Consider the following 12,539-nt stretch of genomic DNA (forward strand, 5'->3'; position numbering starts at 1 on the left):
TTGCTAGTTACAAGTCTGGCTCTTTCTTAGCCCCCCTTATTAAGGGGGGAGCCAGCAGAAGCTTCGCTATTAACATCATGGGGTTAGGGGGGATCAAAACCTAGTAATCACAGCCTTAGATCCCCCCTAACCCCCCTTAATAAGGGGGGAACCAGAGGAAGCTTCGCTATTAACATCACGGGGGGAACTCCGAAAGAATTAATAACTAGCAACTTGCGTTAATAGGTGATTTTAATTTCTCTGACCAATTACCCATCTGATTAGACATCATACATCCGAGCTTCTAGTGCATCTGGAAATTCCTGGCAATACTTGTCAAAAGCTGTTTGATCCAGTTTTCTTGCGCGTTGGTGGGCTGCTTCAGCTTCTAGTTCTTCAACTATATCCCAAGCGGCAGCACATTCTCTGGAATTAGGGCCTTTTTCCGCACAAATAGCACGGGCGCTTTCAACTGCTTTTTGGATTTCTTGTTCGAGGAAAGTTTGTTTGGGACGTTCTACAAAGTCACCTTTACTGAGAATATCAGTAATAGAAATTATGCCCAACAATTTATCTTTAATTACTGGTGCGATGCGAATGTTGGTATTTGCAAATAACCGCGCTACATATTCTACACCCAGGTCAGGATTAACCACAACGCAAGGCTTGGTCATAATTTCATAGACACGAACTTTTTTCGGGTCTAGACCGAAAGCTGCTACTTTGTAAACAATGTCGCTATCTGTGACTATACCGTAAGCATCCTGGTCGTGGCGACGCTCTACAATCAAAGTATGCAAGCCTTTTTCTCGCATCAATTTTACTGCTTCTGCTGCTGTCGCTGAACCACGAATAGTCACGACTTCTTTGGTCATAATATCTGATGCTTTTAACATTTTTACACCTCTAATTCAGATGAATCGCCATTAGTAATTATTCTGTAAATAGGAGTTTTTTGTTAAAACTAATGGCTGGAAAAATTAGTACTAAGTTGATTAGCAATGTGTTTTATAAACAACCACGAAAAGTTTCCCTTTGCCAACCTGTACGGGCAGAAACTTCGAGAATAGTTGCTTGAGGAACGACTAGTTTAGTGTTAGCGATCGCTAATTGTCCGTTCAATCCTGCCACTTCAGCAATGTCAACTTTCTTAAAAATTACGCTTTTGGCAGTTTGAAACATGGTAGGATATTTAATTGTTTATCTTCCTCCTGAGTTACTGATAGTAAAACAATGAGTAAGTTCTCATCTAGATCATAAGCCGCAGGACAAAGTAAATTACTTACCTTTTCAATAATTAACAATTTGATGTTTTCCAGGTTACTTTGGACGATCGGCTGGTTATAATGCGATCGCGCAAGCATTTTCCAATAAGCTAACTTCGTCCATTTTTGGATATTTGTAAAATTAATATTCATGATGATGAGTTTGCTCAAGCAGAATAAAATTAATTTTTTCTAAAGCTTCCACAACTCCTTTTTCTGCTACCGAGGAAAGGGTTTCTCCCATTTCAAAATTAACCGCTGGTACATTGATACACCAAGCATGGGGATGATGGTTGTAAAGGGTTTGTGACAAGGCAAGAAGCGATCGCGGATCGACATTATGCGTCATACTTTTTCCCGTTTCTTCTGCTTCTATTGTTAATACTTGCACCTCCTGAACATCAGGTAATTGACAAGCATCGACAAAAATTACACCGTCAACATCTTTAATTGTGTCTGCTATTTCCGGTGTTAATTGATGCAAAGCTAAAGATTTAACATTTGGTAAACCCCAAGCTTCTACTTCGTTGGCAACGCGAGGGCCAATCCCATCATCACTGCGTAAATCATTGCCATAACCAATGACAATGAAAGATTTGTCTAAAGTTTGTAATGTGATTGAAAGATGAGAGTTCATATTATGCTTTGTAAAATAACAATTATTAATCGTAATTTTAACGGCTACCAAACATAAGCTGGAAGCAGCTAAAGAAATATTTGTTTTCTGTTCCCTTACCTTAACAAAAGGTTCTGCTTTTTTAACAATACTCGATCGTAACTTCCTTTTGTTTTGTTTGCAATATTTTTACTAATTCCTCTACCAAATTGCGGCGAATCGAAATATTTTTAGGCAATAAGGGATTTTGATAAAAATCATTGATTTTTTGCCCGACTAAAAATAAGATAGAATCAGCATTTAAAATTTCTTTCGCTAACATTACTGCACCATTACTATCTACTGGTATTCTTGATGGATCGCAATGACTATCTCTTAAGAGTTCGATCGCCTTAGAAATTGTTAATATTCCTTCAGTAACTAAATCAATCTCTTTTAATTTCCCAATTGGTGGCAGATCTTTTCGCATTGTCGCAATATCCATTTCAATAGTTTCACCGAGATATTTAGCCACAATATTACCTGTAGTCCCGCCACAAATTATCTTCCGTCCATCAAAGTTTAATAGTCTATCTACATAAGTTTTATCTTTAGCTTTTTCCAAAGGTGGGCCAGTAAATACCATTAAAGGATATCTTTTACGCAAATATAATCCCACAAACGTAGCATCATCTCCCATCTTTCCTCGATAAAGAGAATGAGTTTCACTAATTACATGATGAACAATATTACGGGCTGTATTCACTTGTCTAACAAACAAATTTTCAATATATTTAGAAATATTTTCCCAACCCCAACCAAAGTTAAGAGTCTCTCCTAACCCAGCGTAAAGTACACCATCACTAACAGCGCCCAAAAAATCGCCTCTTTCCAAATCTCCCTCACAAAAGGTAATTTTCTTATCTAAAATTTGTTCTTTTTTTGATTCTAATTGAACTAACTTACCCTTCTTAAAATAGAGGATGGGAGGATTATCAAAATTAATTACCTTAAATTTATTGGCTTCGTGATTAATTTGAATTACAGTAAAAGTAGCATAAGCAATCTTTCTTACTTGACAGATTGGTAAAGTGCCAATTACAGTTTTAATCACCTCTTCAAGTGGCACATCAGCATTCAACATCGTGATTAAAATTTCTGCGGTTAGAGTAGCCAGAATATTTGCTTTTACACCACTTCCCAAACCATCAGATAATACAATTGTCGTCTTACTTCCAGTTCGACGAAATTTGACTTTATCGCCGCAAAGTTCTTCCCCCTTTTTATTCAAACTGAGGTCATAGATATCCAAAAAATTATCCATCTTCAGAAATCTCCCGTTCTAGCATTTTGACTATTTTAAATAAGCTAACCTTGGTTTCTGCTGTAGTTTCTCCTAGTAATCCTGCGATTTGTTGGACTACTTTCATTTGATTGTCTACCACTTCATTTACTTTAGCTAATGTCTCACTTTTCAATTTCATCATTTCTTTTTCGCGATGGATTTCATGGGTAATATCTACCATGATACAGGCGATGATATCTTCATCAGGAATCGGAAAGATTACCTCTTTTACATATATATCAAGTTCTGGGTATTCTGTTTCTGGTACTCGCACCACCTGCTTATTTTCCCATGCTTTTTGAAAATCTTTTAAATCCTTGAGAACTACTGTTGCTGGTTGACCAATTATATCTTCTCTCTCCACTTGAAACATTTTGCAAAATGCCGGATTAACCAGAGTAATTTCCATTGCTCGATCGATCACAATTAAACCATTTGGGTCATATTCCCATAGGAGTTCCCACAGGTTTTTTTCAGTTTTTTTTAACACATTATCGCCTCCTATTTAAACAATATGCGGCAAGATTTCTTGGGTGAATTTTTGCTCAATATTATCTGGACTAATTTTGATAAATACCTTTTCTCGGAATTTCATGACGATGCCATCACTACAAGTTTCCAAGCAAAATGAACCTTTCAACTCTACTTTGTCTTCCAAATCATATTCAGTAATCATACTTTGGAGTTTTGGCAATACTTCATAAACTCCCAATTGATGACAAGCAGAACCCATACATAAATATAAATTCTCTTTTTCCATTGGTCATTTTTTATGCTTCATTAGTTATTGATTTAGTAGAGAGTGGAAAATTTCCACCCTCCGCCTAAGTTAAGTTAAGTCAAATGTCCGATCTATAGCTAATACAGGTGTCGCTATTCAATAATCAAGTGTGATGATGCGTCCCTGAGTAAAGTTAAAGAAATTGGCTTTATTTGCTATAGTTGCACCAGACATCAAATCAGCAGGCGTTTTTCCAGCTGCTTTTAAACAAGTTGGACAAACCTGCAATTTTACTCCTTTATCTGCCAATTTTTTCAGGAGTGTTTTTGAAGAAGGAAAATCACTGAATGTGATGTCTTGAGAATTGTTTACCACTGCTTCGACACCTTTAATATCGAAGTAGATTAAAACATCTTTATCTTCAGACATCTTATCAGCCATAGTCAGTGCCATCAACAATCGCTGAGGATTATCTGTGCCATGACTGACATGAATAAAAACACCATCTTTAACAGTAGTTGTCTGTGAAATTGTCTCAGTTTGCTGATTTTGAAACACTTTAGCACCTTTAACTTGATAGGTGCCAACGCCTAAAATCAAAGCGGTAATGCTGAGAACTACAAAGCTTTTACGCCAAGGATTTTGTGTGTTCATTTTCTTCTCCTTTTCCTAAACTAATTGGAAAAGTTTGACATCGCCTTAATTTATATTTATTGACGATAAACTTCGTTAACAACTGTGCCATCTGCGGCGATTAATTCGATATGCAATGGCATTTGTCCGACTGCGTGAGTGGAACAACTTAAGCAAGGATCGAAAGCACGAATTCCTGCTTCTACACGGTTTAACATTCCTTCGGGAATTTCGTTGCCGTGAATGTAATGTTTAGCAATTTGGGCGACGGTTTTATTCATCGCTAAATTGTTTTGTCCGGTAGCAATAATCAGGTTAACTTTTTGAATTAAACCGTTTTCATCTACCTGATAATGATGGAATAATGTGCCTCTTGGTGCTTCGCTAACGCCAACTGCTTCTAAGTTGTTAACACCTGCATCGGCGCGAACTCGACTGGAAACTACGTCGGGATCTTCTACTAATTGCTCAATTTTTTCGATCGCAGCCAATATCTCAACTAATCTGGCATAGTGATAGAAGAAAGAGGAATTTGCAGCTTTTCCACCTGCGCGATCGCGAAATTCTAGCAATTCTTTGTCTGCTGCGGGCGTACCAATGTAATCACAAACATTAAGTCTTGCTAATGGCCCTACACGGTAGATTCCATCAGGATAACCTAAATCTTTGTAATAGGGAAATTTGAGGTAAGACCAAGTTTCCACTGCTTCACCAATGAAGTCTTTATAATTATCTTCTTTCAGTCCATCAGCAACAACATTGCCTTGACTATCGACAAAACGTAGGTGTCCATCGTAATGTTCCCACTCACCATTTTTGCCGACTAAACCCATATATAAAGATGGGAAATTGCCGAAAGCTTGGACTTCTGTGGTGAGATTATCTAACATAGCTTTAAACAGATTTAAAGCTATTTCTATGGTGTTGCGAGATTCGGGTAAGCGATCGCGTATCCACGTCCTTCCTTCTTCGGAAAGTGGCGATCGCACACCACCAGGAACCGCCCAAGCTGCGTGAATTTTCCTCGCGCCTAACCATTCAATAATTTGTTGTCCAAACTGACGCAAACGAATGCCTTTTCTGGCTAATTCTGCATCAGCGGCGATTAAACCAAACACATTTCTGGTTGCCGGATCGCTATCCCATCCTAACAAGAAATCGGGGCTACTAAGATGGAAAAAACTCAAAGCGTGAGACTGAGTAATTTGTGCCAAATTCATCATTCGGCGCAATTTGTCTGCTGCTGGGGGAATCTTAACTGCTAAAATTTTGTCGCCTGTTTTTGCGGAAGCTAACAAGTGACTTACAGGACAAATGCCGCAAATTCTGGCGGTAATTCCTGCCATTTCACTCATCGGGCGGCCTTCGCAGAACTTCTCAAAACCCCGAAACTCAACAACATGAAATCGGGCATCATCTACTTCGCCAGCATCATCTAAAAAAATTGAAATTTTGGCGTGTCCTTCAATGCGCGTAACCGGGTCGATAACTACTGTTTTGGACATAAAATCCTCTTGAATTGGTGCTCAGATTGCTTAATTACGACAGGGGTGGTTTTCTCTACTTTGTGTCCAAGATTGTTGGGGATTCCACACTCCTAAACCTGCTTTTCTTGCTGCTGCTTCTGTACTCAATAAACTATTACGGGAGTCAGAACAAACATTGAGATGTTTACAATAAACAACAGCTTTACCTTCTTTTACCATTTGGATATTTATAGAGTTTCTGCCCCTGAATATTTCCGCAACTATGCGATTTCCCGCCGTTGTATCTGTATCTTTCACGGTAATATTTGTTCCGCGAGGTAGTAATTCTATCAGTCGGTCTTTAGCTTGTTGATAGAAAGGATTTTGACCCCTTTCTGGCGTGTCAATACAGGCAAGTCTAATTCTACATTGTTGAGAATTGTTGTTTATTGGTAATCTGCATTGCGTCATTTTTACATTTAAGGTATCACCATCTACAACACTAATAACTGTTGCCGACTGTGTACTCACAGAAGCTAAGGAAGTGTTTCCCCAAAATTGGCTAAAGATGCCACTGATAAGTAAAAGTAACAGCAGAGTAATTAGCCCTTGCCAAAAAAGGTAATTTTTGTAGTTTTTTCTACTCATAAAAACCCTACTTTTTAACTTTTACTATCAGTGAATTTAGTCATTAGTCATTTGTTATCTTTAACTTCCTAATCAATGACCAATGACAATTAACCAAATTTGAGCATTTCTCGCCCTTCCATTACAGGTTTTTCTCCTCTTAAAAGTGGCTCTAATGCTGCTTGAATTCTTGGTGCAGAAGGCGGACATCCCGGTAAGAACATATCAACTTGAATTACTTCATGTACGGGACGGACTTTATCAAGTAATTCGGGGACAATACCGGGGAAATTTGGCAATTGAGGAGTTGTATCTCCTAATTCCAAATAACAGCGTCTTAACACTGGATCGGCCCCTTTAAGCATATTTCGCATTGCTGGAACATTCGCTGTAACCGCACAATCACCGAAGGAAACTAAGAATTTAGTTCTTTCTCTAACTTTGAGAATTAACTCTAAATTTTCCTCATTTGCGATCGCACCTTCCACAAAACAAACATCCACATCTTCGGGATATTCTTTAATATCTGAACCGACAGGACTGTAAACCACATCAACTTTCTCGGCTAAATCAATTAACCATTCATCTAAGTCGAGAAAAGACATATGGCAACCAGAACAACCAGCCAACCAAACTGTAGCGAATCTTATCTTGTCCATTGTTTCAACTCCCGTGCGGTAACGATGAAATCTAACTTGCTGCGATCGCGATCCATTTCTCCCACAGTTGCGCCTTTACGGAAGATCGCCCCTGTCGGACAAGCTTCCACACATTTACCGCAACTAGTGCAAGCATCCACCGTCCCCCAAGGTTGATTTAACCCAGTAATCACCTTAGCTGCTGCGCCACGAAAACCCACATCCCAAACGTGAGCACCTTCAATTTCATCGCAAACTCTCACACATCTGGTACACAACACACAGCGGTTATGATCGATGCCAAACTCATCATGGGAAACATCAACATCGCGTTCCGGGAAACGATAAGGAAAACGAGAATGATCCATTCCCATTTCTATTGCCAAATCTTGCAATTCACAATTCCCATTTGCCACACAAACCGCGCAAACATGATTACCTTCAGCAAACAACATTTCGATAATCATTTTGCGATATTCCTTCAGCTTCGGAGTGTTTGTTTGCACATCCATTCCTTCCGAAACTTCCGTCACACAAGCAGGTAAAAGCCGATTAATTCCCGCAATTTCCACCAAACATAACCGACAAGCACCAATATCAGTAATTCCATCCAAATGGCACAAAGTCGGAATTCTGATCCCCGCTTCCTTAGCCGCTTGTAATAACGTTGCGCCCTCTTCGATCGCTATTTCCTTACCATCAATTTTCAAAGTCTTAACAGACATAAAACCTCCCTCTTCTTCCCTTCGCGCTCTTCGCGTTCTTTGCGGTTAAATCAAAAAAACTCCTAACCATGAACAGCAACCTTTCCATTAAGAACTCCCTGCTTCAACAAAGCCAAATATTCCTCACGGAAATAACGCAAAGTACTTAAAACAGGATTTGGTGCTGACTGACCTAAACCGCACAAACTAGTAAACTTAACCATCTCACAAAGTTCTTCCAACTTCACCAAATCAGCCTCAGTTGCTTCACCATTAATAATCTTCGTTAAAGCTTGATACATTTGCACTGTACCAGCGCGACAAGGGATACATTTGCCACAAGTTTCACCCCGACAAAATTCCATATAAAATCGGGAAACCTCCACCATACTTGTGTCTTGATCCATCACCACCATACCGCCAGAACCCATCATCGATCCGACTTTGGCGAGTGATTCATAATCAACAGAAGTATCCAACAAAGAAGCAGGAATACAACCGCCAGAAGGCCCTCCTGTTTGCACAGCTTTTACTTGACCACCAGGAATTCCGCCGCCCATTTCTTCCACAATTTCACGCAGAGTAATTCCCATTGGCACTTCAATTAAACCGTTATTTTTTACTTTACCAGTGAGGGCAAAAATCTTGGTTCCTTTACTTTTTTCGGTGCCAATACTCGCGTACCATTCTGCACCTTCGCGGATAATTGCGGCAATATTAGCGAAGCTTTCTACGTTATTAATTAAGGTTGGATTACCCCAAATTCCGTGTTGTGCAGGATAAGGAGGACGAGGGCGGGGATTTCCTCTACCGCCTTCAATGGATGCAATTAAAGCTGTTTCTTCCCCGCAAACAAATGCACCTGCACCGATGCGAATGTTAACTTTAAAGTCGAAGTTTGATTCAAAGATTTGACTGCCTAAAATGCCGAGTTTTTTGGCTTGTTTGATGGCAATTTCTAATCGTTCAATGGCTAAAGGATACTCAGCGCGGACGTAAATGAAACCTTCACTAGCGCCAACCGCATAAGCTGCGATCGCCATTCCTTCCAAAACTCGATGGGGATCGCTTTCTAAGACCGATCGATCCATGAATGCACCGGGATCGCCTTCATCACCATTGCAAACGACAAACTTTTGTCCTGGTGGCATTTTCGCCACAGTCGCCCATTTCAAACCTGTAGGATAACCTGCACCACCTCGACCCCGCAAACCGCTTTTAGTAATTTCTTCTACTACTTGTTGCGGTGTGAAATCGTGAATTACTTTATATAGTGATTGATAACCACCAGCAGCGATATATTCTTCTATTCTTTCTGGGTCAATTTTACCGCTAGTTTCCCGGACAATTCGCACTTGACGAGCAAAAAATGGATGTTTTAAATCCCCTTCTGGTGCAGTAGGTATACCGCCACCATTTAAAGAATTAATAATACTCTCTGCATCATTGGGTGTAACTTGTTCGTAAAGTTTTTCTTTGGAGTCAATTTCTACTAACGGCCCATTGCCACAAAAACCCATGCAACCAACGCCGACAACTTGAACGCGATCGCTCATTCCATGATCTTTAACCGCCGCTTCCAAATTCTTTTTTACGCCCATTGAATTAGCAGCACGGCAACCTGTAGAAGTGCAGCAATGAACGCGAATTTCTTTCTGATTAGCACGCTCTTTTTCCGCAATTTCTTGCAATTCTGTGATGTCCATAATTGTTAGATCACTAATTCCTCAATACTATTTACTAATTGGTAATTTCTCCGAGATTTAATTAGCAATTACCCCTGATTAATTCCCCAATCTTTGATTTTTTCTAGTGCTTCTTCTGGTTTAACTTTACCTGCTACTGTGCCATCAAAAACCACTGCTGGCGCAATTCCACAAGCACCGATACAACGTGCCGACATCAGCGACATTTGTCCATCTGGAGTAGTTTCGCCTTGATGAATTCCAGTTTTTTGTTCTAGTGCTTCTAGGACTTGTCCGCTACCTTTTACATAACAAGCAGTACCTAAGCAAACTACACAAGTATGAGCACCACTCGGTTTCAAAGAAAACAGATGATAAAATGTGGCGACACCATAGACACGGCTTAAAGGTAACTTCAGTCCTCTAGCAACATAAAGTAATACATCTTCTTCTAAATAGCCAAATGATTCTTGTGCTTTATGTAGTACTTCAATTAAGGCATCTTGACGGTATTGATTACGCTTCATCGTAATGTCTAGCGCCTTAAAACGCTTATCTCCACTGGGATGTTCTTTTGTTGATTTTTGTGAGTTTTTTGTTGTCGTGGATTGCATAGTTTATTTCCTTACGGTTTCTAGCTAGTGCAATAAGGCAGAAGACTCCAAGGAAAGAAGGCTTTGTAGGGGCGGGTTTTATTGTTAATTTTTTGGTTATGATGACACAATTTTCTGCTAAACCCGCCCTTACTTTTTCACTAGTTTTTAACTGTATAGTTGTTTCTGCCACGCTGCACTAGTATCTTTTAACACTCAAAGCTTTTTTGTAGTTTCTAACACATTTAAAAGCCAAATTCATCTAGCTTAATCTTTTCTTTGATATTTTCAGTCACTTGTTTAAGAAAAGACAAATTTTCAGCTATCTAACTGGTCTTTTAAGGTTGGAAAACTTGAGATTGTATCCTTGTGCTACTCCTGTTGATAAAAGATAACTATCACTTTTGCTTCTTACTTTAGTTTTGCATATTTACTTTCATCTATGGCGATTTAAACAGCATTACTTAATGTTTTTAAATTTTATGTTGTAAATATCAATAATGGGTTGCAAAAAAAATGTCATAAAATTGAGCTTTAATCAATCAAGAGTCAGCTGAGTAATATTTCTAAATAAACAACATTCATGTAGTTAAAAGCAAACAGCTAAAGAATTACTACAAATAAAGCCTGCACTTTGAAAGTAACGCAAGTTGCTAGTTATTAATTCTTTCGGAGTTCCCGCCTTGAGTAAGGGGGGTAGTGGGGGGATATAAGGCTGTGATGACTAGGTTTAGATCCCCTCAACCCCCCGTGATGTTAATAGCGAAGCTTCCGCTGGTTCCCCCTTTGTAAGGGGGGCTCCAGGGGGGATCTTTTGGGGGGCTATTTCTTAGCCCCCCTTGTAACTAGTAACTTGAGTTAGTACAGGGAAAGGGGTTTACCTAATAACTGCACAAGAGCTAGAGATTGTCAAGTTTTTGGTTAAAAAGTACGTAATTTAACAGTAGAAGCACTAGCGTTCTACTACTACTGTTGTGCCTACTTGCACCAATTCAAATAAAGCTACTACGTCGCGATTTCGCATTCTCACGCAACCGTGAGAAACTGCTTGTCCCATAACGCTTTCATTGGGAGTACCATGAAATCCAATGGTATTTTTGCCATCAGTCCAAAAACCAATCCATCTCACACCCAAAGGATTTTGTGGCCCAGGGGGAAAAACCTTTCCATTCCAAGGATGTTGCCAAGCAGGATTTCTCAGCATTTGTAATATTTTGAATTTACCTGTGGGAGTTTCCCAGCCTGGTTTTCCGATCGCAATCTGGAAACTAGTTTTTACCTTATTATCTTGGTAAACATAAACGCGACGTTCTTTTAACTTGATTTTTAACCAAGTATCTTCTACTGGGCTAACAGGCGATGGTTGCACAGTACCGGGAGTTTGAGTTGGTAATGGAGTTGTGGGTACTATGTGACCTTGGGGTATCAATTGACTTTGAGCAAGTTCTACCTGCTTACTCCTGACGATAGAGGCTGTAGCCAGCTGTTGAGTCCAGAAGGTTAAAAATGCAGTACTAAAGCAGATTAGCAGGAAGCTCTTAGTTAACGCTTCTCCTCTCACCATTCCTTTCATTTGTTATTCCTAGCAAACGATACAACGAAACTTCAGACATATACCAGCTTGTCGGTTAGACCTTATAGTATTTTAATTTCCTATTCATGCTTTTTTGGTCAAAGATCCGCTATATTATGAAGTGCTATTTGCATTAGACTCGCTTTTTGCGGTTCTAAATAAAGCTAAAAAAGCCAGGTATTAGCACCTGAACTTCTATCCGTGACCAATATCTCTAAGTTAAAGTTCCCAAAAAAGCAACTACCTCTGGCGATTGGTGAATTTTTAGTAGATATGCTCTGGGTAGCTGCCAAGAACCAAGCAAAAGAGTTCTGTCTGTAGCAAATTCGTCTCCAAGTGAGGTTGTAATGGATGTGAGGAAAGTGAACGCATTGATCGGTAGGGGGGCATTGCTATTGCTGACCCTGCTAGCAGTGCATCCAGCGATCGCTGCTGAACCACCAAGTACGAAACAACAAAGTCATTGTGACTCCCAACAAGGGCAAAAAGAAAATCGCCTGAAAATAGAAACGGGAGAAAAACTGATCGGTAGAATAGTCAGTATTGTTGGCGATATAGCAACAATCAAAGCTGAAAACGGTCAATTTGAAGATGTCAGGCTGGATATGGTCGATGCCGCAGTCCTGCCATTGCGACCGGGAACGCTGGTGGAAGCCACAAGATTACAGTGCGGTTACGAAGTGAGATTATATAGACCACCGATTGCGGTAACACC

General features: G+C 39.7%; 16 protein-coding genes. 1 reads left to right on the forward strand and 15 read right to left on the reverse strand.

Annotated features, from left to right (window positions below):
* Window positions 1-260: 260 nt before the first annotated feature.
* The 15 genes from IQ264_RS06305 to IQ264_RS06375 form a co-directional block, all read right to left on the reverse strand.
* Entirely contained in the window at window positions 261-875 is a 615-nt protein-coding gene (locus IQ264_RS06305; RefSeq protein WP_193979669.1) for a CP12 domain-containing protein, read from the reverse strand.
* Window positions 876-987: 112 nt separating this feature from the next.
* Entirely contained in the window at window positions 988-1,161 is a 174-nt protein-coding gene (locus IQ264_RS06310) for a hypothetical protein (protein WP_193979671.1), read from the reverse strand.
* A complete protein-coding gene (locus tag IQ264_RS06315; RefSeq protein WP_193979673.1) occupies window positions 1,137-1,397 on the reverse strand; it encodes a hypothetical protein in 261 nt (86 codons plus the stop codon). The genes IQ264_RS06310 and IQ264_RS06315 overlap by 25 nt, the downstream gene beginning before the upstream one ends.
* Window positions 1,387-1,881, reverse strand: coding sequence for a hydrogenase maturation protease (locus tag IQ264_RS06320; RefSeq protein ID WP_193979675.1), 495 nt, complete (start codon window positions 1,879-1,881; stop codon window positions 1,387-1,389). Before IQ264_RS06320 ends, IQ264_RS06315 begins: the two co-directional genes overlap by 11 nt.
* Before the next feature lie 121 nt (window positions 1,882-2,002).
* Entirely contained in the window at window positions 2,003-3,163 is a 1,161-nt protein-coding gene (locus IQ264_RS06325; RefSeq protein ID WP_322744614.1) for a SpoIIE family protein phosphatase, read from the reverse strand.
* Window positions 3,156-3,674, reverse strand: coding sequence for a PAS domain-containing protein (locus IQ264_RS06330; protein ID WP_193979677.1), 519 nt, complete (start codon window positions 3,672-3,674; stop codon window positions 3,156-3,158). Before IQ264_RS06330 ends, IQ264_RS06325 begins: the two co-directional genes overlap by 8 nt.
* Before the next feature lie 15 nt (window positions 3,675-3,689).
* Window positions 3,690-3,944: a (2Fe-2S) ferredoxin domain-containing protein gene (locus IQ264_RS06335; RefSeq protein WP_193979679.1), complete on the reverse strand. Its 255-nt coding sequence runs from the start codon at window positions 3,942-3,944 to the stop codon at window positions 3,690-3,692.
* Window positions 3,945-4,061: 117 nt separating this feature from the next.
* Window positions 4,062-4,559, reverse strand: coding sequence for a DsrE family protein (locus IQ264_RS06340; RefSeq protein ID WP_193979681.1), 498 nt, complete (start codon window positions 4,557-4,559; stop codon window positions 4,062-4,064).
* 56 nt (window positions 4,560-4,615) lie between these two features.
* On the reverse strand, window positions 4,616-6,043 hold the full coding sequence (locus IQ264_RS06345; RefSeq protein ID WP_193979683.1) for a Ni/Fe hydrogenase subunit alpha: 1,428 nt from the start codon (window positions 6,041-6,043) through the stop codon (window positions 4,616-4,618).
* 30 nt (window positions 6,044-6,073) lie between these two features.
* A complete protein-coding gene (locus tag IQ264_RS06350) occupies window positions 6,074-6,652 on the reverse strand; it encodes a thermonuclease family protein (RefSeq protein ID WP_193979686.1) in 579 nt (192 codons plus the stop codon).
* A gap of 89 nt (window positions 6,653-6,741) precedes the next feature.
* Window positions 6,742-7,290, reverse strand: coding sequence for an oxidoreductase (locus IQ264_RS06355; protein WP_193979688.1), 549 nt, complete (start codon window positions 7,288-7,290; stop codon window positions 6,742-6,744).
* Complete coding sequence (gene hoxU / locus IQ264_RS06360; RefSeq protein WP_193979690.1) at window positions 7,278-7,994, reverse strand: bidirectional hydrogenase complex protein HoxU; 717 nt, start codon at window positions 7,992-7,994, stop codon at window positions 7,278-7,280. The genes IQ264_RS06355 and hoxU overlap by 13 nt, the downstream gene beginning before the upstream one ends.
* A gap of 62 nt (window positions 7,995-8,056) precedes the next feature.
* Window positions 8,057-9,679: an NADH-quinone oxidoreductase subunit NuoF gene (nuoF, locus tag IQ264_RS06365; protein ID WP_193979691.1), complete on the reverse strand. Its 1,623-nt coding sequence runs from the start codon at window positions 9,677-9,679 to the stop codon at window positions 8,057-8,059.
* A gap of 68 nt (window positions 9,680-9,747) precedes the next feature.
* On the reverse strand, window positions 9,748-10,272 hold the full coding sequence (hoxE, locus tag IQ264_RS06370; protein ID WP_193979693.1) for a bidirectional hydrogenase complex protein HoxE: 525 nt from the start codon (window positions 10,270-10,272) through the stop codon (window positions 9,748-9,750).
* A 931-nt stretch (window positions 10,273-11,203) separates the two neighbouring features.
* Window positions 11,204-11,824 (reverse strand): L,D-transpeptidase, encoded by a 621-nt coding sequence (locus IQ264_RS06375; protein WP_322744615.1) that lies wholly within the window; start codon window positions 11,822-11,824, stop codon window positions 11,204-11,206.
* Between the two features lie 362 nt (window positions 11,825-12,186).
* On the opposite strand from IQ264_RS06375, the gene IQ264_RS06380 reads away from it, so the two are divergent.
* The coding region (locus IQ264_RS06380) for a hypothetical protein (RefSeq protein WP_193979695.1) at window positions 12,187-12,539 on the forward strand (353 nt) is incomplete at its 3' end.

Origin of the sequence: [Phormidium] sp. LEGE 05292 (assembly GCF_015207735.1) — a bacterium.
Classification (GTDB): Bacteria; Cyanobacteriota; Cyanobacteriia; order Cyanobacteriales; family Aerosakkonemataceae; genus Floridanema.

Excerpts from the sequence above, each read along its gene's own strand:
- IQ264_RS06305 (WP_193979669.1), bottom strand. The coding sequence starts at position 875 with ATGTTAAAAGCATCAGATATTATGACCAAAGAAGTCGTGACTATTCGT.
- IQ264_RS06310 (WP_193979671.1), bottom strand. The coding sequence starts at position 1,161 with ATGTTTCAAACTGCCAAAAGCGTAATTTTTAAGAAAGTTGACATTGCT.
- IQ264_RS06315 (WP_193979673.1), bottom strand. The coding sequence starts at position 1,397 with ATGAATATTAATTTTACAAATATCCAAAAATGGACGAAGTTAGCTTAT.
- IQ264_RS06320 (WP_193979675.1), bottom strand. The coding sequence starts at position 1,881 with ATGAACTCTCATCTTTCAATCACATTACAAACTTTAGACAAATCTTTC.
- IQ264_RS06325 (WP_322744614.1), bottom strand. The coding sequence starts at position 3,163 with ATGGATAATTTTTTGGATATCTATGACCTCAGTTTGAATAAAAAGGGG.
- IQ264_RS06335 (WP_193979679.1), bottom strand. The coding sequence starts at position 3,944 with ATGGAAAAAGAGAATTTATATTTATGTATGGGTTCTGCTTGTCATCAA.
- IQ264_RS06340 (WP_193979681.1), bottom strand. The coding sequence starts at position 4,559 with ATGAACACACAAAATCCTTGGCGTAAAAGCTTTGTAGTTCTCAGCATT.
- IQ264_RS06345 (WP_193979683.1), bottom strand. The coding sequence starts at position 6,043 with ATGTCCAAAACAGTAGTTATCGACCCGGTTACGCGCATTGAAGGACAC.
- IQ264_RS06350 (WP_193979686.1), bottom strand. The coding sequence starts at position 6,652 with ATGAGTAGAAAAAACTACAAAAATTACCTTTTTTGGCAAGGGCTAATT.
- IQ264_RS06355 (WP_193979688.1), bottom strand. The coding sequence starts at position 7,290 with ATGGACAAGATAAGATTCGCTACAGTTTGGTTGGCTGGTTGTTCTGGT.
- hoxU (WP_193979690.1), bottom strand. The coding sequence starts at position 7,994 with ATGTCTGTTAAGACTTTGAAAATTGATGGTAAGGAAATAGCGATCGAA.
- nuoF (WP_193979691.1), bottom strand. The coding sequence starts at position 9,679 with ATGGACATCACAGAATTGCAAGAAATTGCGGAAAAAGAGCGTGCTAAT.
- hoxE (WP_193979693.1), bottom strand. The coding sequence starts at position 10,272 with ATGCAATCCACGACAACAAAAAACTCACAAAAATCAACAAAAGAACAT.
- IQ264_RS06375 (WP_322744615.1), bottom strand. The coding sequence starts at position 11,824 with ATGAAAGGAATGGTGAGAGGAGAAGCGTTAACTAAGAGCTTCCTGCTA.